The organism is Bacillus cereus (assembly GCF_025917685.1).
In the GTDB taxonomy this organism is placed as follows: Bacteria; Bacillota; Bacilli; order Bacillales; family Bacillaceae_G; genus Bacillus_A; species Bacillus_A cereus_AT.
On record NZ_CP089518.1, the window covers coordinates 1468341 to 1491093 of the forward strand.

The following is a 22753-nucleotide window of genomic DNA, read 5'->3' on the forward strand; positions in this document are numbered from 1 at the left end:
GGATGTGATTTTATGACAAAAATCACAGTAATAGGAGCAGGTAGCTGGGGAACAGCGTTAGCGATGGTATTAGCTGACAATGGGCATGATGTACGTATTTGGGGAAACCGTCCTGAACTCATGAATGAAATTAATACGAAACATGAGAACAGTAAATATCTTCCAGGGATTGCATTGCCAAGCACAATCGTAGCCTACTCTTCTTTAGAAGAAGCGTTAGTAGATGTAAATACAGTACTACTAGTAGTACCGACGAAAGCGTACCGAGATGTATTACAAGAAATGAAAGAAATTGTTACAGAACCGATTACTTGGATTCATGCGAGTAAAGGAATCGAACCAGGTACGTCAAAACGTATTTCGGAAGTGATTGAGGAAGAAATTCCAGAGAACTTGATCAAAGATGTTGTTGTACTGTCTGGACCGAGTCATGCTGAAGAAGTCGGTTTACGTCAAGCGACAACTGTTACATCTGCAGCAAAGCGTATGGAAGCGGCTGAAGAAGTGCAGGATCTGTTTATGAATAGCTATTTCCGTGTATACACAAATCCGGATATCGTTGGAGTTGAGCTTGGTGGTGCGTTAAAGAATATTATCGCATTAGCTGCTGGGATAACAGATGGTCTTGGATTAGGTGATAATGCAAAAGCGGCATTAATGACACGTGGTTTAACAGAGATTGCTCGTTTAGGAAGAAAAATGGGCGGAAATCCGCTAACATTTGCTGGTCTAACTGGTATGGGAGACTTAATTGTAACTTGTACAAGTGTGCATAGCCGAAATTGGCGCGCTGGAAATATGCTTGGAAAAGGGCACTCTTTAGAAGAAGTGCTAGAAAGTATGGGTATGGTTGTAGAAGGTGTGCGAACAACGAAAGCTGCTCATGAATTGGCAGAGAAAATGGAAGTTGAAATGCCAATTACAGCTGCTTTATATGACGTGCTGTTCAATGGGAATAATGTGAAAGATGCAGTAGGCTCATTGATGGGACGTGTTCGAAAACATGAAGTTGAAGCGATACCTGATTTGTTATAAAGAAAGCGGTAGAAGTACATTTCGTACTTCTACCGTCTTTTATTTTTTTATGGGTCTTTTCACCAATTTTTTATTCCTGCATAGGATGAAGAGTAACTTGAGGAGAGGGTGAAAAGAATGGATAACAACATTTTTAATAACATTGAAAAAGAAGCGAAAGTGAATAAAGAAGATATTTTTAAATTAGCATCGTCTGTTCAAAATGCGAACTTACGTGATGAGACAGTGCTTCGCCAATTGATTCATCAAGTTGCTCTAATGGCAGGACGTGAAGTGCCGAAAGAGCAAGAGGATCAAATTGTAAAAGCAATCATTAACAATAATATGCCTGCTGATTTTGGTTCGTTAAGTAAAATGTTTAAAAAGTAAAATATGAGAAACAAAGAGTTTAGCGAATGCATATGATAGTCATGAAAGAATGGGAATAGAGCTGTTAAGGGCATATTTGGTCAACCGAAGCGCAAAATAATGCGCTTCGGTTTTATTTTTGTACATAAATTTTGTTAATTTGCAGTAAAATGGTGAATTATATTTGTTTAAAGATTTTAATTTGTTAAAATAGTATAAAAATAGATTGAAAGTAAAGGGGTGTATATATGTCGGAAGGGCTTATAAAAATGTGGTTTTCCTTAGGGGCAATGGGATTTATGTTTGTTGCAGTAGCTTTTATTTTATTAAGTAGACATAAAATGAAGAATAAATTTCTGAAAGGGATTACAGCGTTAGTAGCTTACACCCTCATGATTGTGTCGGGGATTGTTATTTTTCTTGTTGTATTTAGTGGGCCTGTGGAACAATAAAGGACGTTATAGGGAATAATCTATACTCGCATGAAAAGGTGATTGTCAGTGAAAAAAATCCATATTATTTTAATATTTTGTTGCATGAGCATTTTAACAGGGTGTATGTATCCGAAAGAAAATATGAAACAAAATGCGATTCCTTATGAAGATCAGTTACAAGTTGTTCAAAAAGCTATTACTACATATAAGGAACAAACGAATGGTTTATTGCCAATTAAGACGCGTGATATGAGTACGCCGATTTATCAAAAATATCCAATTGATTTTCAAAAAATTGCTCCGAGATACATGCAAGAGGCACCAGGGAATGCGTATGAAAGCGGGGGAGTTTATCAATATGTATTAATAGATGTTGAAACAAATCCGACAGTAAAGTTAATTGATGTTAGGATGGCGGAACAAATTCAAGAAGTGGCATTAAAGTTAAGGATGTATCGTGATGAACATCAATATCCACCGTTTAAAAAAGTAATTGCAGATGGTGTCTATGAATTAGATTTTAAAAAACTAGGATATAAGGATGTACCGCAAATAAAAAGCCCATATTCTGGAAAAGGGCTCCCTCTTGTAATCAATGAAAAAGGTGAAGTGTTTGTTGATTATAGAATCGACTTATATGAAGCGTTGAAAAAAAATGAAGGACAATTTAAGGAAGGAGAAGATATTCGGAATATATTATCGAAAGATTCCCCATTTGTACCTGCATATTCTTTACCGTATACAGTGAAAGACGGAGAACCAATTTTTTTAAAATCATAAGTCATGAACCTTTCTTTTAGTGAATAAGTTCTAGAAGAAAGGTTTTTTATGTTATACAACTTGTGATGCAAACAAAAGGTATTTTTTAAATAGTCATATGAAATTGGACAAAATTATATGATATATTGTCCGAACTTCTAGAATACCATTATATTATATCAGATATTATAGGCAACGTTAGAGAAGGTATTAGTTGACTATAAAAGCGGAATTATTCCCAAAAATATTGAGGGAGGGAATCACTTGGAAAAGGTAGATATTTTTAAAGATATTGCGGAACGCACAGGCGGTGATATTTATTTTGGAGTTGTAGGAGCTGTTCGAACAGGGAAATCAACATTTATAAAAAAATTTATGGAACTTGTTGTTATTCCAAATATTGAAAATGAGTCAGACCGTCAAAGAGCGCAGGATGAATTGCCTCAAAGTGCTGCTGGTCGTACAATAATGACGACGGAACCGAAGTTTGTTCCAAACCAAGCGGTTTCTATTGAAGTAGATGAAGGTCTTGAAGTGAATATTCGATTAGTAGATTGTGTTGGGTATACGGTTCCAGGAGCAAAAGGCTATGAAGATGAGAATGGCCCACGCATGATTAATACTCCTTGGTATGAAGAGCCTATTCCATTCCATGAAGCTGCAGAAATCGGAACACGTAAAGTAATTCAAGAGCATTCAACAATTGGTGTTGTTATTACAACAGATGGAACAATTGGTGAAATTCCAAGAAGAGATTATATAGAGGCAGAAGAACGCGTTGTAAATGAGTTAAAAGAAGTAGGAAAGCCTTTCATTATGATTATCAATACTGTACAGCCATATCATCCAGATACAGAGCAGTTACGTCAAAGTTTATCAGAAGAATATGATATTCCAGTAATTGCGATGAGTGTAGAGAGTTTAAGAGAAACAGATGTGTATAATGTACTTCGGGAAGCGTTATTTGAGTTCCCGGTCTTAGAAGTGAATGTAAACCTTCCAAGCTGGGTAATGGTGCTAAATGAAGGACATTGGTTACGCCAAAGTTATCAGGAAGCAGTTCAAGAGACTGTAAAGGATATAAAACGTCTTCGTGATGTGGACCGTGTCGTTTGGCAGTTTAGTCAATATGAATTTATTGATCGAGCAAGTCTAGCTGGCATCGATATGGGGCAAGGTGTGGCGGAGATTGATTTATATGCGCCAGATGAATTGTATGATCAAATTTTAAAAGAAGTAGTGGGAGTAGAAATTCGAGGGAAAGATCATTTATTGAAGCTTATGCTCGATTTATCTCATGCGAAAACAGAGTATGACCAAGTTGCGGATGCCCTGCGTATGGTAAAGCAAACCGGATATGGAGTAGCAGCGCCTGCATTAGCTGATATGAGCTTAGATGAGCCGGAAATTATTCGTCACGGTTCAAGGTTCGGTGTTAAATTAAAAGCGGTTGCGCCGTCTATTCATATGATTAAAGTGGATGTAGAATCAACATTTGAACCGATTATCGGTACTGAAAAACAAAGTGAAGAACTAGTTCGTTATTTGATGCAAGATTTTGAAGATGATCCGCTATCAATTTGGAATTCTGATATATTTGGGCGCTCTCTTAGCTCGATTGTTAGAGAGGGAATTCAAGCGAAATTATCTCTAATGCCAGAAAATGCGCGTTATAAATTGAAAGAAACGCTAGAAAGAATTATTAATGAAGGGTCTGGCGGATTGATTGCGATTATATTATAAGAAAAAATCCCTCTAATTGTAGAGGGATTTTTTTTTGTTTTGGAGTATGTAATAGTAAAATAAACAGTCATTATCTAATACTTTGTTGTAAATTGTCAAGTTTCATCAGATTTTCACATTTTAAGAGTAACAATTTCCTTAAAAATATTGAATTATAAAGGAGAATCGTATAATATAGGCGTTGATAATGATTTATCTACATCTTTGTAGTATAGAATTTGTAAAAATTGCCTACAAATGAAAGTAAGACTCATTTTATGATCATTATACAGTCTTATCTTTGGGAGGAGGTGAATGGCATGAACAAGACAGATTTAATCAATGCTGTTGCAGAAGCAAGTTCCCTTTCTAAAAAGGACGCAACAAAAGCAGTGGACGCTGTTTTTGATTCTATCTTAGAAGCTTTAAAACAAGGTGATAAAGTACAACTTATCGGATTCGGTAACTTCGAAGTTCGTGAGCGTGCGGCTCGTAAAGGTCGTAACCCACAAACAGGTGAGGAGATTGAAATCGCTGCAAGTAAAGTACCTGCATTCAAACCTGGTAAAGCGTTAAAAGATGCGGTTAAATAATCCTTACATATTAACAGGGAAGAAGAGTTTCCTTTTTGGAAACTCTTCTTTTTGCTTTTAAAAACATAAATATGCTAGAATGTGTTCGTATCACTTTTAGGTTTTTCGGGAGGGCTAGCGGATGGCAAAAGTTAATTTAGAACAAATTGAACACGCAGTACGTCTTATTTTAGAGGCAATCGGAGACGACCCAAATCGCGAGGGAGTACTTGATACACCGAAACGTGTTGCGAAAATGTACGCAGAAGTATTCTCGGGGATGCATGAGGATCCAAAAGAGCATTTACACAAAGTATTCGGAGAAGATCACGAAGAGCTTGTACTAGTAAAAGATATACCATTCTATTCGATGTGTGAGCATCATCTTGTTCCTTTTTATGGAGTTGCTCACGTTGCATATATTCCGCAAGGTGGAAAAGTAACGGGACTAAGTAAATTAGCTCGTACTGTAGACACAATTGCGCGTCGTCCGCAACTACAAGAACGTATTACATCAACAGTAGCTAACTCTATTATGGAAGTACTAGAGCCGCATGGTGTAATGGTAGTAGTAGAAGCAGAGCATATGTGTATGACGATGCGTGGTGTGAAAAAGCCTGGTGCAAAAACAGTAACGACTGCAGTGCGCGGCGTGTTAGAAAATGATGCAGCAGCACGTAGTGAAATTTTATCGTTTATTAAGACGAAGTAAAGAAAAGCGGGAAACTGCTTTTCTTTTTTTTTTTTGCAAATAAATGATATAGTTTTAGTATTAAAGAGCAAGAATATAAAAGTTGAAAATTATTTCTGCCTTTTGTGGAAATGAATGTTTGTAGTTGTTAGTGATGAAGATGATTCGTATGAATGAAAGTTGAGGATGCATTCGGTGACAGTTTGGCAGGAGTAGCCAAGTTTTGATTATAGAAAATAGAATGTATGTGTTATAATAAATTTTATGAATTAGAAAACAAGGGTGATTTTTTGTGTGTGACATCTACGGAGGGTATGCGGGTATTAAAGAGAAATTGATGGAGAAATTACGCCATCCTTATTTTATAAACTATATTGAAGAACCATTTATTGATGAAGAAAAAATAGCGCTGTTATACGGTGCATTAAAGGATGCAAATATACATAAAGAACAAATTGATCATTATGTAGTAACGATTATGCTTGTACAAATTGCTCTTGATACACATGAAAAAGTATCAAATAAAGCAAACGAAGAGACGAGTGGATTCCATAAGCGTCGTCAATTGACAGTGCTTGCAGGCGATTATTATAGTGGTCTATACTATTATTTATTGTCAATGAATTGTGATATTATCTTAATTCGCGCACTTGCTGAAGGAATTAAGGAGATTAATGAGCATAAAATTATGCTATATCAAAAAGCCCATGTGACGATTCAAGACATAATGGAAAGTGTAGTAATAATTGAATCTGCGCTGTTGCAAAAAACATGTGATCATTTTCATTTATCCAATTGGAAAACATATATAACTTATGTATTAGGAAAAAATCGTCTTCAAAAAGAGTGTCAATTGTATGCTGATAAACAAAATTCACCTGTTTTTCAAGCGGTTCAAAAAATCTCATTGGATGATGATAAAAATCTGGAAACAGTTATTAATGAATGGCTTATGGAAATGAAAAAGCAGGAAGAAAAATTTTTAGAGAATCATACAGAAGTTAATGAAATAATTTCTATGTTAAGAGATAAATCAAGGACATAAGCAACTTTACATTGGAAGAAGGTACGAGCATGCAACAATCAAAAGAAGAAAGAGTACATGACGTATTTGAGAAAATTTCTGATAAATACGATGTGATGAATTCTGTAATTAGTTTTCAAAGGCATAAGGTATGGCGCAAAGAAACGATGCAAATTATGGATGTGAAACCTGGGAGTAAGGCACTCGATGTTTGCTGCGGAACAGCTGATTGGACAATTGCGCTAGCAGGAGCTGTAGGGGAAAATGGAAAGGTTTACGGTTTAGACTTTAGCGAAAATATGCTAGCTGTCGGTAAACAAAAGGTAGAAGCTTTAGAATTAAAGCAAGTAGAACTTATGCATGGAAATGCAATGGAACTTCCTTTTGAAGATAATACGTTTGATTATGTAACGATTGGTTTTGGGCTACGTAACGTTCCGGATTACATGCAAGTATTAAAAGAAATGACGCGTGTAGTAAAACCAGGTGGAAAAGTAATTTGCTTAGAAACATCTCAGCCGACAATGATTGGTTTTCGTCAAGGGTATGTCTTATACTTTAAATATATCATGCCGTTATTTGGAAAGATGTTTGCAAAAAGTTATAAAGAATATTCATGGCTTCAGGAATCCGCTAGTACATTCCCAGGGATGAAAGAGTTAGCGAGTATGTTTGAAGAAGCTGGGCTTAAGAATGTGCAAGTGAAACCATTTACTTTTGGTGTAGCAGCTATGCATTTAGGTTTTAAACCAGAATCAAAATAGAAAAAGACGTTTTAGGTTAAGGTGAACAATATGAAGTTACAACTTATGTACTCTTTTTTACGATCGGATATTAATGTTATAGAAAAAGAATTGAAGAAGACAGTTGCTTCTGAGCAGCCGTTAGTAGAAGAAGCGGCATTACAGCTTATTGAAGCAGGTGGGAAGCGGATTCGCCCTGTTTTTGTTTTGCTTGCAGGGAAATTTGGTGATTATAAGTTAGATGCAATTAAGCATGTTGCGGTTGCATTAGAACTTATTCATATGGCTTCTCTTGTTCACGATGATGTCATTGATGCTGCGTTTTTGCGACGCGGTAGCGCAACAGTGAATGCGAAATGGGGAGATCGTATTGCAATGTATACAGGGGACTACTTGTTTGCGAAGTCTCTTGAATGTATAACAAATATAGAAATTCCAGATGCACATCAAGCGTTGTCTCATACAATTTTAGAAGTTTGTAAAGGTGAAATCGAACAAATTAAAGATAAGTATAACTATGATCAAAATTTAAGAACATATTTAAGAAGGATAAAACGAAAAACGGCATTGTTAATCGCCGCGAGTTGTCAGTTGGGAGCGATTGCTGCTGGTGCTAATCGTGATACTGTAAATCGTCTATTTTGGTATGGATATTTTGTTGGTATGTCTTATCAAATTATTGATGATATTTTAGATTTCGTATCGACAGAAGAGAAGCTTGGAAAGCCTGCTGGTGGTGATTTACTACAAGGTAACATTACATTACCTGCTTTGTATGCCATGGAAGATCCAGTTCTTCGTGAGAAAATTATTTCTGTGAATGAAAATACAGCAGCAAGTGAAATGAAAGAAATTATTGATGATATTAAAGCGAGCGAAGCTATTGATAAAGCATTTTCGTTTAGTGAACGTTATTTACATAAAGCATTAGAAATAATAAAACCACTCCCACGTGGACAGGCGAAGTATGCTTTGCAAAATGTCGCAAAGTATATTGGAAAACGAAAATTTTAGTGTTTTTTCTAAAAAATAAAATAATCTCTCTATTTCAAAACTATTGCACAATTGTGATAAGGGTGTTAATATGTGTGTGGGGATATACAATTACATACATAATTCAGAAGTGGAGAGATTTTTTATGGAAAAAACATTTCTAATGGTAAAACCAGACGGTGTACAACGTGCCTTCATTGGGGAAATTGTAGCTCGTTTTGAGAAAAAGGGCTTTCAATTAGTTGGTGCAAAATTAATGCAAGTGACTCCTGAAATTGCTGAACAACACTACGGTGAGCATAAAGAAAGACCTTTCTTTGGTGAATTAGTAGACTTTATTACATCTGGCCCTGTATTCGCAATGGTATGGCAAGGTGAAGGTGTAGTAGATACAGCACGTAATATGATGGGTAAAACACGACCACATGAAGCTGCTCCTGGAACAATTCGTGGAGATTTCGGTGTAACTGTTGCGAAAAACATTATCCACGGTTCGGATTCTTTAGAAAGTGCAGAGCGCGAGATTGCTATTTTCTTTAAGGAAGAAGAATTAGTAGACTACTCAAAATTAATGAATCAATGGATTTACTAATTATTTTAAAATAATTTGTAAACGCTTTAATAACTGTGATAATAGTAAAAAGTGCAAGAAGAATAGGGGTATTCTTCTTGCACTTTTTTTATTTTGATTTGTTACGAAGTTAGGACTGTTATGATATATTGGTATGTAAAGTAAAAGGTATAACGTTATGAAAATGATAGAATGATTACAAGTAGGATAAAGTAAGTAGTCCTTTTACTATATAATTTCAATGTTTTCTTATAGAATGATGAAAGATACCATTGCTATTTATGTAGCGGGATAAATACATATGCGAAAAGAGGAATAACGTATGCGATATATTACAGCTGGTGAATCCCACGGTCCGCAACTTACGACAATTTTAGAAGGTGTTCCGGCAGGGTTATCTTTAGTAGCGAATGATATAAATGAAGAATTAGCTAGAAGACAAAAAGGATATGGACGCGGTAGACGCATGCAAATTGAGAAAGACCAAGTACAAATTGTAAGTGGTGTTAGGCATGGGAAGACGATGGGATCCCCAATTGCACTTGTTGTTGAAAATCGTGATTTCACCCATTGGACAAAGGTTATGGGCGCAGAGCCGTTAACTGAGCAGGAAGAGAAAGAAATGAAAAGGCAAGTTACGAAACCTAGACCTGGACACGCAGATTTAAATGGTGCGATTAAATATGGTCATAGAGATATGAGGAATGTATTAGAGCGTTCTTCAGCACGTGAAACGACAGTTCGTGTTGCAGCTGGTGCAGTTGCAAAAAAGATATTAGCGGAATTAGGTATACAAGTAGCGGGACATGTTATCGAAATTGGTGGTGTACAGGCAGAAAATATTACGTATAACTCTATTGCGGAATTACAAAGTACTACAGAATCATCTCCTGTACGTTGTTTAGATGAAAAGGTCGGTAAAAAGATGATGCAAGCAATTGATGATGCGAAGGCAAATGGTGATTCTATCGGCGGTATTGTTGAAGTAGTTGTAGAAGGTATGCCAATTGGAGTAGGTAGCTATGTACATTATGATAGAAAATTAGATGCAAAATTAGCAGCGGCAATTATGAGTATTAACGCTTTTAAAGGTGTTGAAATTGGAATTGGTTTTGAAGCTGCGCATAGACCTGGAAGTGAAGTGCATGATGAAATTCTTTGGGATGAAGTGCAAGGGTACAGAAGAAAAACGAACAATGCAGGTGGAGTAGAAGGTGGTATGACAACTGGTATGCCGGTTATTGTGCGTGGTGTGATGAAACCGATACCGACATTATATAAACCGCTTCAAAGTATTGATATTGATACGAAAGAACCTTTTACAGCGAGTATTGAACGTTCAGATAGTTGTGCAGTACCGGCAGCTAGCGTTGTGGCTGAAGCTGTTGTCGCTTGGGAGCTCGCGACAGCTTTAATTGAACAATTTGGATTAGATCGTATCGATCTTATACGTGAAAATATTGAGAAACATAATGAATATGCGAGGGGATTTTAATGGAGAACATACATATTCAAACGAAATCAAAAGAATATGATGTACATGTTGGAAAAGAAGCGTTGTCACATTTAACAACGCTTATTCAAAAGATGAATCCTGCTGTATCTAACATAATGATCATTTCTGATGAAGCTGTTTCATCACTACATTTACAGACAGTTGTTGATGCATTACAAGTAGAGCAGGACGTGTTTTCGTTTGTTGTACCGAGTGGTGAAAAAGAGAAGTCTTTTGAAAATTTTTATGCGGCTCACACTTCGGCTCTTGAAAATAAATTAGATAGAAATTCTTTAATTATCGCACTTGGAGGCGGGATGATTGGGGATTTAGCTGGCTTTGTTGCCGCGTCGTTTATGCGTGGTATTCGCTTTGTCCAAGTTCCAACGACTTTATTAGCTCACGATAGCGCAGTAGGCGGGAAAGTAGCAATTAATCATCCACTAGGAAAAAATATGATTGGTGCGTTTCATCAGCCAGAAGCTGTTGTATATCATACGCCATTTTTACATTCGCTTCCTGAAAAAGAGTGGAGATCAGGTTATGCAGAAGTGATAAAGCATGCTCTTATTGGTGATGTAAAGCTATATCATTGGTTAAAAGAAGAAGTTCAAACATTAACGGATCTTCGTGATGAAAAATTAATTCACATATTAACGAAGGCAATTCCTGTGAAAGCGAACATTGTGTCGCAAGACGAAACAGAAAAAGGTGTACGTGCCCATTTGAATTTTGGGCATACGTTAGGACATGCTCTTGAAAAAGAGTTAGGATATGGAAATATTACTCACGGTGACGGAGTAGCGGTTGGGATGTTATTTGCCTTATTTTTAAGTGAGCAAGTGTACAAGGTTGATCTTGCTTATGAAGAGATGAAGCGGTGGTTCTTGAAATACGGCTATCCAAAAATGCCAAGTGATTTGAATGTAGAGCGCCTCGTTCAACTGATGAAACAAGATAAGAAAGCGAATGCAGGAACAATTCATATGGTACTTATGCAGGAATATGGGGTAGTGAATGTCGTATCTATTTCAGATGAGACTGTTCATATTGCGTTAGAAGCATTTCAAAAGGATATGGTCTAGAAAAGTTGTAGAACAGGTATGAAATGCATATGTAGCGGTATTCTCGTAATGGTGACGGTTATGATTAAAGATGACAGTAAGGAATTATAAATCATATCAATGACTGGGGGAAGAAAAGTGAGAGTAAAAGAGCAATTGTTAACTTTGAGAGCATATGTACCTGGGAAAAATATTGAAGAAGTAAAAAGAGAATATGGATTGTCAAAAATTGTGAAGTTAGCGTCGAATGAAAACCCATTTGGCTGCTCTGCGCGTGTGACAGAAGCATTAACTTCGTTAGCCAATCAATATGCACTTTATCCGGATGGGGCGGCTTTTGAACTTCGGGAGAAAGTAGCAGAGCATTTAGGTGTAAAGGCGGAACAACTTTTATTTGGTAGTGGGCTAGATGAAGTCATTCAAATGATTAGTCGTGCTTTGCTACATAATGGAACAAATGTTGTAATGGCGAACCCTACGTTCTCGCAATACCATCACCATGCTGTTATTGAAGGAGCGGAAGTTCGTGAAGTACCACTTAAAGATGGCATTCACGATTTAGATGCGATGTTACAACAAGTAGATGACAAAACGAAGATTGTATGGATTTGTAATCCGAATAACCCGACAGGTACATATGTAGAAAAACAAAAATTACTTTCATTTTTAGAATCAGTTCCAAAGTCAGTGCTCGTTATTATGGACGAAGCATATTATGAATATGCTGGGGCAGAAGATTATCCGCAAACATTGCCTCTTCTTGAAAAATACGAAAATCTTATGGTGCTACGCACATTCTCAAAAGCATATGGATTAGCTGCTTTTCGTATTGGATATGCGATTGGGGATGCAAAGCTTATAGGGCAGCTAGAGGTAGCGAGACTACCATTTAACACATCAACTATCGCCCAAGCAGTAGCATTAGCGGCAATAGAAGATCAACAGTTTTTACAAGAGTGCGTGAAGAAAAATGCCGAAGGGTTAAATCAATATTATGCATTTTGTAAGGAATATAACGTATTCTACTATCCATCCCAAACGAATTTTATTTTCTTGAAGCTCGGTATACCTGGTAATGAAGCTTTCGAACGATTAATGAAAAAAGGATATATCGTTCGTTCTGGTGCTGCATTTGGTATACATGATGGTATTCGTATTACTGTTGGGCTTAAAGAAGAAAATGCTGAGATTATTGAGTTGCTTACGGAACTTGTAAAAGAACAAGTGAAAAAAGAAGAGACGTATTCTTAATAAATAGTGAAGGCTCCTAGTATAGGAGTCTTTTTTATTTGAACTGTAATAAGGGGAGTTGTTTGCACGTTCAAGAAAGAAAACGTTACAATAGAAGTAGACGTATAAGAAGAACTATTGTACATATAACTTATTTAAAATGTGAGGAGGATACATTTTGAAACTAGTAGGACGAAAAAATAGTTTGAATGGGAAAATTGTTGTTCCAGGAGATAAATCTATTTCGCATCGCTCTGTTATGTTTGGGGCGATAGCAGAAGGGACGACGAAAGTATCAAATTTTTTATTAGGAGAAGATTGTTTAAGTACAATTGCATGTTTTCAAAAACTAGGTGTCAAGATTGAACAGAGTGGTAACGATGTCACGATTTACGGTAAAGGATTACATAATTTACAAGAACCGAAAGAAGTATTAGATGTGGGGAATTCAGGGACGACTATTCGTCTTATGCTTGGGATTTTAGCTAATACGCCGTTCTATAGTACGATAATCGGTGATGCATCAATTGGAAAACGTCCTATGAAACGTGTTACAGACCCGCTTAGTAAGATGAACGCTCAAATTGATGGTAGAGAAAATGGACAATATACACCTTTATCTATTCGTGGTGGAAAGGTGAAAGGTATGCATTACCATTCACCAGTAGCAAGTGCACAAGTGAAATCAGCAGTTTTACTTGCAGGTTTGCAAGGAGAAGGTGTAACTACAGTAACAGAGCCTATGCAGTCTCGTGATCATACAGAGAGGATGTTACGTGCATTCGGTTGTACAGTAGATGTTAATGAACGTACCGTGTCATTACAAGGTGGCCAACAACTTAAAGGGACAGACATAGAAGTTCCAGGAGATATTTCTTCGGCTGCATTTTTCTTAGTAGCTGGTGCAATTGTCCAAAAAAGTAAGCTTGTATTGGAAAATGTCGGTTTAAATCCAACGCGAACAGGGATTTTAGATGTTTTAACAAAGATGGGTGCACTTATTTCTATCGATAATATTAGAAACGAAGAGTTTGAACCGTGCGGGGATATTACGATTGAAACATCGAAACTAAAAGGAATAGAGATTGGTGGATCGCTTATTCCGAGGTTAATTGATGAAATTCCTGTAATTGCTTTATTGGCAACGCAGGCAGAAGGAATTACTGTTATTAAAGACGCTGAGGAGTTAAAAGTAAAAGAAACAAACCGTATCGATACTGTTGTAGATGAATTAGGCGAATTAGGTGCGAAAATTGAAGCTACACCAGATGGTATGATTATATATGGTAAACAAAATTTAAAAGGAAATGCTGTTAATAGTCACGGCGATCATCGTATTGGGATGATGCTAGCAATCGCATCTTGTATTATAGATGGAGAAGTAAAAATAGAGAATAGCGATGCGGTCTCTGTATCGTATCCGAACTTTTTTGAACAATTAGCTGCGCTATAAGAGAAAGTATAGGAAGAGGCAGTTCACTCAAAAGGTTGCGTTCTTACACCTAGTTGCTTATGATAAGTGAACAGAAGAGAAATATTTTTTGAATTAAAGGAGACGTTTATGCAAAAGTTTGAACAGGCTGTTACATATATTGAAAATGGTGAAGCGGAAAAAGGATTACAATTATTAAAAGAACAATTACAAGTTGCGAATGATGAAGAGAAGTATGATATCGCTCGCTATTATCATACACTTGGATTTACGGATGAGGCGTTAGCAATTACTGAAGACTTACGTTTATTATATCCGGAAGAAAGTGAATTTACGGTATTTTTAGCAGAATTATATATTGATTTAGACAAAGAAGATGAAGCAATTGAAGTACTTCATGATATTCCAGAAAATGATGATTTATATGTTCAATCGTTATTACTTGTTGCGGATTTATTCCAAATGCAAGGTTTTGATGATGTAGCAGAGCAAAAACTATTGAAGGCGAAAGAAATAATGCCTGAAGAGCCTGTTATTACGTTTGGATTAGCAGAATTATATAGTAGTAAAGGTGAAGAACAAAAGGCAATCACTTATTACGAGTCGCTATTAGCGGAGCATAAAGTAATGGGTGGTGTTGTCATTGCACTTCGCCTTGCAGAAACGTTAAGTGCGATTGGAAACTGGGAAGAGGCGATCTCTTACTATGAAGCAGGCTTAGAGGAACAAAAAGATATTCACTCCTTATTTGGATATGCGTTCACATTATATCAAGGAGAAGAATATCAAAGAGCAATTGGTGCTTGGCAAGAACTAAAAGAATTAGACCCTGAGTATGCATCACTATACATGTATTTAGCGAAAAGCTATGAAAAAGAAGGAATGCTTCAAGAAAGCTATGAAACACTTCATGAAGGAATTAAAGTAGATGAGCTTGCTGTTCCGTTTTATGTAGAATTAGCGAACATTGCAGCTAAATTAGGAAAAGTAGCAGAGGCAGAGGAAGTACTTCAAAAAGCGCTTGAGTTAGATCCAGGACATTTAGGTGCAATATTAAAATATGCGTATATCTTAAAAGGACAAGAAAAGTATGAAGAGTTAATTACAGTTGTAGAGCGTGCTATTGATAGTGGAGAGCAAGATACACAATTACTTTGGGATCTTGCGTTTGCAAAAAAACAATTAGAAATGTATTCGGATGCATTAAAACACTATGAAAGTGCATATACTTCTTTTAAGAATCATCCAGACTTCTTGGAAGAGTACGGCTATTTCTTATTGGAAGAAGGAATGCGAAAAGAGGCCAAAGAAGTGTTTGTTCAGTTATTACAACTAGACCCGACACAAATTCATATTGAAGAGTTGTTATATAATTTAGAGGATTTTTCATAAGTTGGAAGGAAACTGAATGCCGCTTCTTGAATCTAAAAAGAAAAGAGAAAGACAGAGGAGGGACTTAATTGCTATGAATACCCCTGTTTCTGTAAACGAGAAGAAGGATTTTGTAAAATGGTTTTTGAATAACTACCAACTGAAACAGCGTGAATGTGTATGGATTTTAAATTATTTAATGAGTCACGATCAATTAATGCATAAAGTCCACTTCGTAGAGCATGCAAAATATTGTCCGCGTGGCTTAGTGATGTCAGCAAATTGCGTGAAAGACACACCGTTTCACTTTTTTAAACAAAATGTAATGACAACAGATGCTGAAAAGTCGTTTCATGATATTCGTTTAAATCGAGATGAGGATATTTATATTCAACTCAACTTTAAATCATCGTTCCAAAATGCAAATTATGTAGCTGTATTAGAAGACAATCCATATTTACCAAAGCATATTGAAGTAAATGAAAAGGATCGTTTACTTGCAGAGAGATTTTTAGAAGAGAGTGTATTTTCGTTTAGAAGAGAACGTCTTTTGAAACAAATTGATGAAGCGTTGGATAAGCAAGATAAGGAAGCGTTTCATAGGTTAACAGCGGAGTTAAAGACTTTATAGAATTTATTTGGATTATTAATTTTTTACAAATTTCAGACTCTTTTTAAGAAAAACTACCTAATTTGGGTAGTTTTTCTTTTTTTACCTCTTTTAGTATGGTTTAATATATATAAAGTGAAAGTTCTGTCATTTTGATTAGAGGGAGGGGAGAAATGTGAAATGGATTGTAAAAGACGTGGAACAGTTTGAGCAAGCAAGAGAGTATGTAGATACAGGAGTAATACCTCTTTTATCAATTTCAGCAGCAAAAGAAATGAAAATGGTAGTAGAACAAGGTGAATTTATAGAATTGTTGAGTATGGAGTTGGAAAGAGAATATAAAGGAAGAGTGCTTTTACTACCTGCATTTACGTATTTAGTAGAAAGTCAAAAGAAAGAAAAAGTACGTTTGCAAGAGTGGACAGATCATTTGCAAAGCCAAGGTTTTAAGCATATTGCTTATGTTACAAGTGATTTTTCATGGAAAGAAGATATGCAAGAGTTACAAGGGGATTTATTTTGGTTTCCTTCATTGGCGTTAGAGCAATTTAGTGATCAAGCGAAGAGAGAAGTCATTCACGCTCATATAAAAAATATTATGGTAATGTTAGAAGAAAGATGGGGAAAGTAATAATAAACAGAAAGTTCTTATTATTATGAGTAGTATGATATTGACCTGTGCATGAGGGTATTATATCATGATAGTGTCCTAGTTTTTATTTTTTATATTATTTTTCACGAGGGGACAATTTCTGATAGAGGGGGGAAATTTTCGTGAGCGAGAAAGAACATCGTGTGTCAAGAAGACAGTTTTTAAATTACACACTTACAGGGGTAGGAGGCTTTATGGCAGCGGGTATTTTAATGCCGATGACGCGATTTGCGCTTGATCCGGTGTTAAGAAAAGAAGCGGGAACGGACATGGTTGCTGTTGCACAAGTAAAAGATATTACAACAGAGCCGAAGCGTTTTGACTTTAAGGTGAAGCAGGTTGATGGTTGGTACAAGTCTGAAGAGCCAAAATCAGCTTGGATTCATAAAGATGAAAGCGGAGACATTGTTGCGTTCTCTCCGGTATGTAAACATTTAGGATGTACAGTTAACTGGAATTCGGACAAAGCACATCCGAATCAATTCTTTTGCCCGTGTCACGGGGGCCGTTATACAAAAGATGGGGTTAACATTAAAGGCACACCGCCTCTTGCTCCGCTTGATGTGTATGAGTCTAAAGTGAAAGATGGAACGTTGTATTTAGGAAAAGCGAAGCCAAGAGGGGGTGGAAAGTAGATGCTAAATAAAATTTATGATTGGGTAGATGAACGATTAGATATTACACCAATATGGCGCGATATCGCTGATCATGAAGTACCTGAACATGTAAACCCGGCACATCACTTTTCTGCATTCGTCTATTGCTTTGGAGGACTTACCTTTTTCGTTACTGTAATTCAAATTTTATCTGGAATGTTTTTAACGATGTATTATGTGCCTGATATTAAAAACGCTTGGGAATCGGTTTATTATTTACAAAATGAAGTTGCTTACGGGCAAATTGTTCGTGGTATGCACCACTGGGGTGCTAGTCTCGTAATTGTAATGATGTTTTTACATACACTCAGAGTTTTCTTCCAAGGTGCGTATAAAAAGCCTCGTGAGTTAAACTGGATTGTTGGTGTTCTTATTTTCTTTGTTATGTTAGGTCTTGGCTTTACCGGATATTTATTACCGTGGGATATGAAAGCGTTATTTGCTACGAAAGTAGGGATTCAAATTGCAGAGCAAACGCCACTCATTGGTCCTTATATTAAAACATTACTCGCTGGTCATTCCGAAATTGTTGGCGCTCAAACATTAACTCGCTTCTTTGCTATTCACGTCTTCTTCTTACCAGCAGCACTTCTAGGTTTAATGGCCTTCCACTTCATCATGATTCGCAAACAAGGTATTTCCGGTCCGCTATAAGAGATTGCTAAATTAAAGGAGAAAGAACTAAAGGAGGGAGATTATGCATCGCGGCAAAGGGATGAAGTTTGTAGGAGATTCTCGGGTACCAGTAGCTCGGAAACCAAATATTCCAAAAGATTATTCGGAATATCCAGGGAAAACAGAAGCGTTTTGGCCGAATTTCTTGTTAAAAGAATGGATGGTTGGTGCAGTTTTTTTAATCGGTTATTTATGTTTAACAGTGGCACATCCGTCACCACTTGAGAGAATGGCGGATCCGACAGATGCCGGATATATACCACTTCCAGATTGGTATTTCTTATTCTTGTATCAGTTATTAAAGTATTCATATGCTTCGGGTTCATTTACTGTAATTGGTGCGTTTATTATGCCAGGTATCGCGTTTGGAGCATTATTGTTAGCACCATTTCTTGATCGTGGCCCAGAAAGGGCACCATTTAAGCGTCCAGTAGCAACTGGATTTATGCTTTTAGCAATTGCATCTATCATTTTCTTAACTTGGGAATCTGTAGCACACCATGATTGGGAAGCTGCAAAAAAGCAAGGAGCAATTGTAAAAACAGCACCAGTTGATAAAAATGATGACGGCTACAAACTCATGCAAAAAAATACTTGTTTAACATGTCATGGTGACAACTTACAAGGTGGTGCAGCAGCACCGGCTCTACAAAACTTAACTTTAAAACCGGAAGAAATCGCTAAAATTGCGAAAGATGGTAAAGGTGCAATGCCTAAAGGTGTATTTAAAGGAACGGATGAAGAGCTGAAAAAGCTTTCGGAATTCGTTGCAAAGTATAATAAAAAATAATAGAAAAGCTGACTGCAAATTTTGTAGTCAGCTTTTCTATTTAGTTAGAGGAAGTTTGTTATAATAGAGTAGGATTTAGTGAATGAATTACTTTGCTTGAAAGGTGTTGGACATACAGATTGGTTTACGTGTATGCAATGTTAAGACAGCGCTCAGTATTATTATTTTTATTGATTGTTAACATATTAGGCACAATTTACGGGTTTATATGGTATGGAAATCAATTAAAAGAAACGTCCCTAATATTTTGGCCGTTTGTACCAGATAGCCCGATGGCGAGCCTCTTTTTTGTCTTTGTTCTAATCGCTTTTTTGATAAAGAAGAACTGGGGATTAATAGAGGCACTAGCGATAGTTACTTTAATAAAATATGGTATTTGGGCGGTTGTTGTAAATGCAATTATGATTTATGTAAAAGGTCCTATTGGTCTTATGGGATATATGTTAATGTTATCTCATTTTGCAATGGCGGTGCAGGGAGTGTTATATGCTCCGTTTTATCGGATAAAAAAATGGCATTTCATTGTAGCTGGCATATGGACGTTACATAATGATGCAATTGATTATTTATTTTGGCAAATGCCGAGATACGGAATTATGCATTTATTTGTAGAGGAAATTGGTTATTTTACGTTTTGGCTAAGTATTGTTGTACTGTGTATCACATATTATTATTGCTTACGTGAGAACCGAAAACAGTTTTCTTTATGATGGTGAGAACATTTAGGGGGAGAAAATGAAGAAAAATAAGAGTGGTATAAACATATTGGATCGATTGATCACTTTAGTTGTTTCATATAGCATAGCATTTTCTATTTTCGCTCTCGCGACAATGGTAGTTGTATATGGAAAATGGCTGTATTATTTTGAAATTGATTTCTTAAATATTCCAGACTTAGCGGATATGACGAAAGATGAAATTAAAAGAAACTATGATGTGCTGATTACATATTTATCTCCGTTTTATGACGGAGCATTACAGTTTCCTACATTAGATATGTCTACAAATGGTCGCATTCATTTTGTAGATGTTAAAAATATTTTAGTAAAGATTCAATATGTGATGTATGCGACAATTACGATTGCAGTAATAGGCGGCGTTTATTTATTAAAAAGAAAAAATGAAAAGTTTTTACTGCACGGATCGATTTTAACAATCATATTTCCGATAGCACTGATGTTACCAATCGCTATTAATTTTGAAAAGAGTTTTGTATTATTTCATAAGCTTTTATTTAGCAATGATTATTGGATGTTTGATATTGAAACAGATCCGATTATTTTAACGTTACCGGAAGAATTCTTTATGCATGCTGCATGTGTTATTTTATTATTGATTTTAAGTGGAAGCATACTTTGTTACGGTGTGTATAAATATTTAGTGAAAAAGAAAAGGGTTTCAAAGAAAAAATTCTCTGTCTAAAGAGAATTTTTTTGCTTTCATAAAGATAATATATTTTTTGGTTTTGTTCTGTTCTATTCTTGTCCAACTCCACATATTTTGTACTAGTAGTTATAGGGGGGACCGGGATGAAGAGAACATTAATTGGACTGATAGCATTTCTAATTATAATGTTTCCAGTACGTATATATGCTGAAGAGTGGAGTGAACTAACTGGATTGCTAGATGACTCTTTACAGTTAGTAAAGAAAAATGAAGATGAGAAGGCAATACAAGTACTGCACCATTTCTCAGAGCAGTTTCTATCAAAGGAAAATGAAAATAATTCAAAAGTAACTCCGGGACAAATTAGAGTCGTTTCTTTGGCATACGATAAGGCGAAACAATCTCTTGTGGAAGATTTAGATAAGCAAGTTAAAGTTGATAATATGTTAGCGTTACAACTTGCTGTTGATGCACAAGTATCTAAATATCAGCCACTTTGGATGGAAAGAGAAAGAAAGATTATGGATGCTTTTTCTCAAGTAGAAAAAGCGATGAAAAAAGAAGATGATGGACAGTTCCAACAGACGCTAAATACATTTTTAAATGAATTTAATATTATTTATCCGAGTTTAATGATTGCCCTGCCAGAAAACGAAGCGCAGCGTGTAAATGCACATTTATCTTATTTGGATGAATTTCGTAACGTTATGTTAAAAACAAAAGGTGGACAAATGCAACTAGGGATTATTAAAGGTGATTTACAAAAAATATTTCATACAGTAAAAAAAGATGAGATTGCGCCCTCTCTCATTTGGTTTATGACCATTACTGGAGGACTTATTTTGTTCACTTTAACGTATGTTGGGTGGAGAAAGTATAAAGGAGAGAGAGAGAAACGGAGAAGTAACTTGCATTCTAAAGATAGATAATGTGTATAAATAAAGATACGGATTGTAAGGTTTATTTATTGACAATGGTGTAAGAAAAAAATAGAATGAGAAGTACTATAATTAAAACTTCAATGGAGGTTTATGATGTTTTATTTAATTTACTTCGCGATCATTTTGATCATACCGTTGTATGCACAGTCAAAAGTACGTAGTGCCTATAGCAAGTATTCACAAGTTTATTCAACTTCAGGTATGACAGGAGCGGAAGTTGCTCGGAAAATTTTAGATGAAAATGGATTGTACAATGTAGCTGTAGAAGAAACACCGGGTCATTTGTCGGACCATTACGATCCAACCGCAAAAACAGTTCGATTATCAACAGATAACTATTATGGACATTCAGTTGCTGGTACAGCTGTAGCAGCACACGAAGTAGGACATGCAATTCAAGATGCGAAAGATTATAACTTCATGCGTGTACGCCATTCGTTAGTGCCAGTTGCTAATTTTGGTTCAAACATGTCATGGGTATTTGTACTAATTGGTGTATTTGCACAAATGTCTGGTTTGTTGTTACTAGGAATTATTTTAATGGCAGCAGGTGTTATTTTCCAACTTGTTACATTACCAGTTGAATTTGATGCTTCAAAACGTGCAATGCAACAAATTGAAGCACTTGGTATCGTATCGACAGATGAGTACGGTCAAGCTCGTAAAGTATTAAATGCGGCAGCATTAACATATGTAGCAGCAGCGGCTGTAGCAGTATTTGAATTATTACGCCTTGTATTAATTTATACTGGTATGCAGCGTAGCGACGATTAAAGACTATCAATTATGATAGTCTTTTTTTTGTTTCGTGGAATGAATCTTATAACATGTTACAAATGGAAATAATAGAAATAATATGGGGTATAGAACTAGTTAAAAAAGATAAGTATGGAATGTTGAAAGAAGGTGACAGACATAGAATACCCAGAACATTTAGTTAAACAAGTGAGGGAGCGAAGTGCTACATACCAATTAGAAGGTTTTTTAAGTGGACAAGGTCCTAGAAATCCAAAATTAATGCTTGTTGGAGAAGCACCTGGTGAAACGGAAATTCATAATGGTATCCCGTTTAGCGGGAGAGCCGGAAAACATTTAATGGAGTTTTTAGAATGTATTCACGTTACAAGGGAAGAGGTATATATTACGAGTGCGGTTCGGAGTAGACCTTATAAATGGAGAGAGAAAAGGGAACGAAATGGCGAAATAATACAGAAGAAGTACAATAGAACACCAAATCAAGGAGAAATACTTGCTCATGCACCTTTGTTAGACTATGAGTTGGAACTTATACATCCGCCTGTTATTGTGACACTTGGTAATATTGCACTGCAGCGTTTCGTTGGTAAAAATAATAAAATTACGAGTGTTCATGGTGAATTGTTAAAGCAACCCGTGCAGCAATTGAAAGATAGTAGCAGTACAGAATTTATATGGACAGAAAAAGAATATTATATTTTTCCGACCTTTCATCCAGCTTCAATTTTTTATAATCGGAGTTTATTGGAGCTCATTTATGAGGATTTGGAGAAACTTAAAAGATGTATAATAAAAAACTAGAA

The 22753-nt window shown here is 36.0% G+C and carries 26 protein-coding genes; all 26 read left to right on the forward strand.

Features of this window, described 5'->3' with window-relative positions:
* Positions 1-12 precede the first annotated feature (12 nt).
* Positions 13-1035: an NAD(P)H-dependent glycerol-3-phosphate dehydrogenase gene (locus LUS72_RS07595; RefSeq protein WP_128855295.1), complete on the forward strand. Its 1023-nt coding sequence runs from the start codon at positions 13-15 to the stop codon at positions 1033-1035.
* Positions 1036-1152: 117 nt separating this feature from the next.
* Complete coding sequence (locus LUS72_RS07600; protein WP_000369753.1) at positions 1153-1404, forward strand: stage VI sporulation protein F; 252 nt, start codon at positions 1153-1155, stop codon at positions 1402-1404.
* Positions 1405-1631: 227 nt separating this feature from the next.
* Positions 1632-1835, forward strand: a complete 204-nt coding sequence (locus tag LUS72_RS07605; protein WP_002117663.1) for a DUF2768 domain-containing protein — start codon at positions 1632-1634, stop codon at positions 1833-1835.
* Positions 1836-1883: 48 nt separating this feature from the next.
* Complete coding sequence (locus LUS72_RS07610) at positions 1884-2597, forward strand: hypothetical protein (protein ID WP_141533341.1); 714 nt, start codon at positions 1884-1886, stop codon at positions 2595-2597.
* A 243-nt stretch (positions 2598-2840) separates the two neighbouring features.
* Positions 2841-4319: a stage IV sporulation protein A gene (gene spoIVA, locus LUS72_RS07615; protein WP_000416521.1), complete on the forward strand. Its 1479-nt coding sequence runs from the start codon at positions 2841-2843 to the stop codon at positions 4317-4319.
* Positions 4320-4618: 299 nt separating this feature from the next.
* Positions 4619-4891, forward strand: coding sequence for an HU family DNA-binding protein (locus tag LUS72_RS07620; RefSeq protein ID WP_001043860.1), 273 nt, complete (start codon positions 4619-4621; stop codon positions 4889-4891).
* Positions 4892-5012: 121 nt separating this feature from the next.
* Positions 5013-5582: a GTP cyclohydrolase I FolE gene (folE, locus tag LUS72_RS07625; RefSeq protein ID WP_001151482.1), complete on the forward strand. Its 570-nt coding sequence runs from the start codon at positions 5013-5015 to the stop codon at positions 5580-5582.
* Between the two features lie 271 nt (positions 5583-5853).
* Entirely contained in the window at positions 5854-6606 is a 753-nt protein-coding gene (locus tag LUS72_RS07630) for a heptaprenyl diphosphate synthase component 1 (protein WP_141533342.1), read from the forward strand.
* Positions 6607-6635: 29 nt separating this feature from the next.
* Entirely contained in the window at positions 6636-7349 is a 714-nt protein-coding gene (locus tag LUS72_RS07635) for a demethylmenaquinone methyltransferase (protein WP_097831722.1), read from the forward strand.
* A 30-nt stretch (positions 7350-7379) separates the two neighbouring features.
* Complete coding sequence (gene hepT / locus LUS72_RS07640) at positions 7380-8342, forward strand: heptaprenyl diphosphate synthase component II (protein ID WP_000776069.1); 963 nt, start codon at positions 7380-7382, stop codon at positions 8340-8342.
* Positions 8343-8466: 124 nt separating this feature from the next.
* Entirely contained in the window at positions 8467-8913 is a 447-nt protein-coding gene (gene ndk, locus LUS72_RS07645; RefSeq protein WP_000415879.1) for a nucleoside-diphosphate kinase, read from the forward strand.
* Positions 8914-9214: 301 nt separating this feature from the next.
* Positions 9215-10387, forward strand: a complete 1173-nt coding sequence (aroC, locus tag LUS72_RS07650; protein ID WP_264448739.1) for a chorismate synthase — start codon at positions 9215-9217, stop codon at positions 10385-10387.
* On the forward strand, positions 10387-11472 hold the full coding sequence (aroB, locus tag LUS72_RS07655; protein ID WP_097831720.1) for a 3-dehydroquinate synthase: 1086 nt from the start codon (positions 10387-10389) through the stop codon (positions 11470-11472). The genes aroC and aroB overlap by 1 nt, the downstream gene beginning before the upstream one ends.
* A gap of 117 nt (positions 11473-11589) precedes the next feature.
* Positions 11590-12702 carry a histidinol-phosphate transaminase gene (gene hisC / locus LUS72_RS07660; protein ID WP_097831719.1) on the forward strand — a complete coding sequence of 371 codons (1113 nt, stop codon included), beginning with the start codon at positions 11590-11592 and terminating at the stop codon, positions 12700-12702.
* A gap of 157 nt (positions 12703-12859) precedes the next feature.
* Entirely contained in the window at positions 12860-14134 is a 1275-nt protein-coding gene (gene aroA, locus LUS72_RS07665; RefSeq protein ID WP_097831718.1) for a 3-phosphoshikimate 1-carboxyvinyltransferase, read from the forward strand.
* A gap of 108 nt (positions 14135-14242) precedes the next feature.
* Positions 14243-15505 carry a tetratricopeptide repeat protein gene (locus tag LUS72_RS07670; protein ID WP_071744913.1) on the forward strand — a complete coding sequence of 421 codons (1263 nt, stop codon included), beginning with the start codon at positions 14243-14245 and terminating at the stop codon, positions 15503-15505.
* A gap of 73 nt (positions 15506-15578) precedes the next feature.
* Positions 15579-16115 carry a ReoY family proteolytic degradation factor gene (locus LUS72_RS07675; RefSeq protein WP_001095919.1) on the forward strand — a complete coding sequence of 179 codons (537 nt, stop codon included), beginning with the start codon at positions 15579-15581 and terminating at the stop codon, positions 16113-16115.
* A gap of 154 nt (positions 16116-16269) precedes the next feature.
* Positions 16270-16725, forward strand: coding sequence for a YpiF family protein (locus LUS72_RS07680; RefSeq protein ID WP_097831717.1), 456 nt, complete (start codon positions 16270-16272; stop codon positions 16723-16725).
* Positions 16726-16868: 143 nt separating this feature from the next.
* Complete coding sequence (qcrA, locus tag LUS72_RS07685; RefSeq protein ID WP_097831716.1) at positions 16869-17381, forward strand: menaquinol-cytochrome c reductase iron-sulfur subunit; 513 nt, start codon at positions 16869-16871, stop codon at positions 17379-17381.
* The gene (gene qcrB / locus LUS72_RS07690) at positions 17382-18056 is read left to right on the forward strand and encodes a menaquinol-cytochrome c reductase cytochrome b subunit (protein WP_000932700.1); all 675 of its coding nucleotides are present in this window, start codon (positions 17382-17384) and stop codon (positions 18054-18056) included.
* 43 nt (positions 18057-18099) lie between these two features.
* Entirely contained in the window at positions 18100-18867 is a 768-nt protein-coding gene (gene qcrC, locus LUS72_RS07695; RefSeq protein ID WP_071770138.1) for a menaquinol-cytochrome c reductase cytochrome b/c subunit, read from the forward strand.
* 119 nt (positions 18868-18986) lie between these two features.
* Positions 18987-19577, forward strand: coding sequence for a lipoprotein heptaprenylglyceryl N-acetyltransferase LhaT (locus LUS72_RS07700; protein WP_141533343.1), 591 nt, complete (start codon positions 18987-18989; stop codon positions 19575-19577).
* A 25-nt stretch (positions 19578-19602) separates the two neighbouring features.
* Positions 19603-20289 carry a lipoprotein intramolecular transacylase Lit gene (locus LUS72_RS07705; RefSeq protein ID WP_097831715.1) on the forward strand — a complete coding sequence of 229 codons (687 nt, stop codon included), beginning with the start codon at positions 19603-19605 and terminating at the stop codon, positions 20287-20289.
* Positions 20290-20396: 107 nt separating this feature from the next.
* Positions 20397-21182: a sporulation protein YpjB gene (gene ypjB / locus LUS72_RS07710; protein WP_097831714.1), complete on the forward strand. Its 786-nt coding sequence runs from the start codon at positions 20397-20399 to the stop codon at positions 21180-21182.
* A 105-nt stretch (positions 21183-21287) separates the two neighbouring features.
* On the forward strand, positions 21288-21968 hold the full coding sequence (locus LUS72_RS07715; RefSeq protein WP_000499538.1) for a zinc metallopeptidase: 681 nt from the start codon (positions 21288-21290) through the stop codon (positions 21966-21968).
* Positions 21969-22109: 141 nt separating this feature from the next.
* Positions 22110-22751, forward strand: a complete 642-nt coding sequence (locus tag LUS72_RS07720) for a uracil-DNA glycosylase (RefSeq protein ID WP_097831853.1) — start codon at positions 22110-22112, stop codon at positions 22749-22751.
* The last annotated feature ends 2 nt before the right edge of the window (positions 22752-22753 follow it).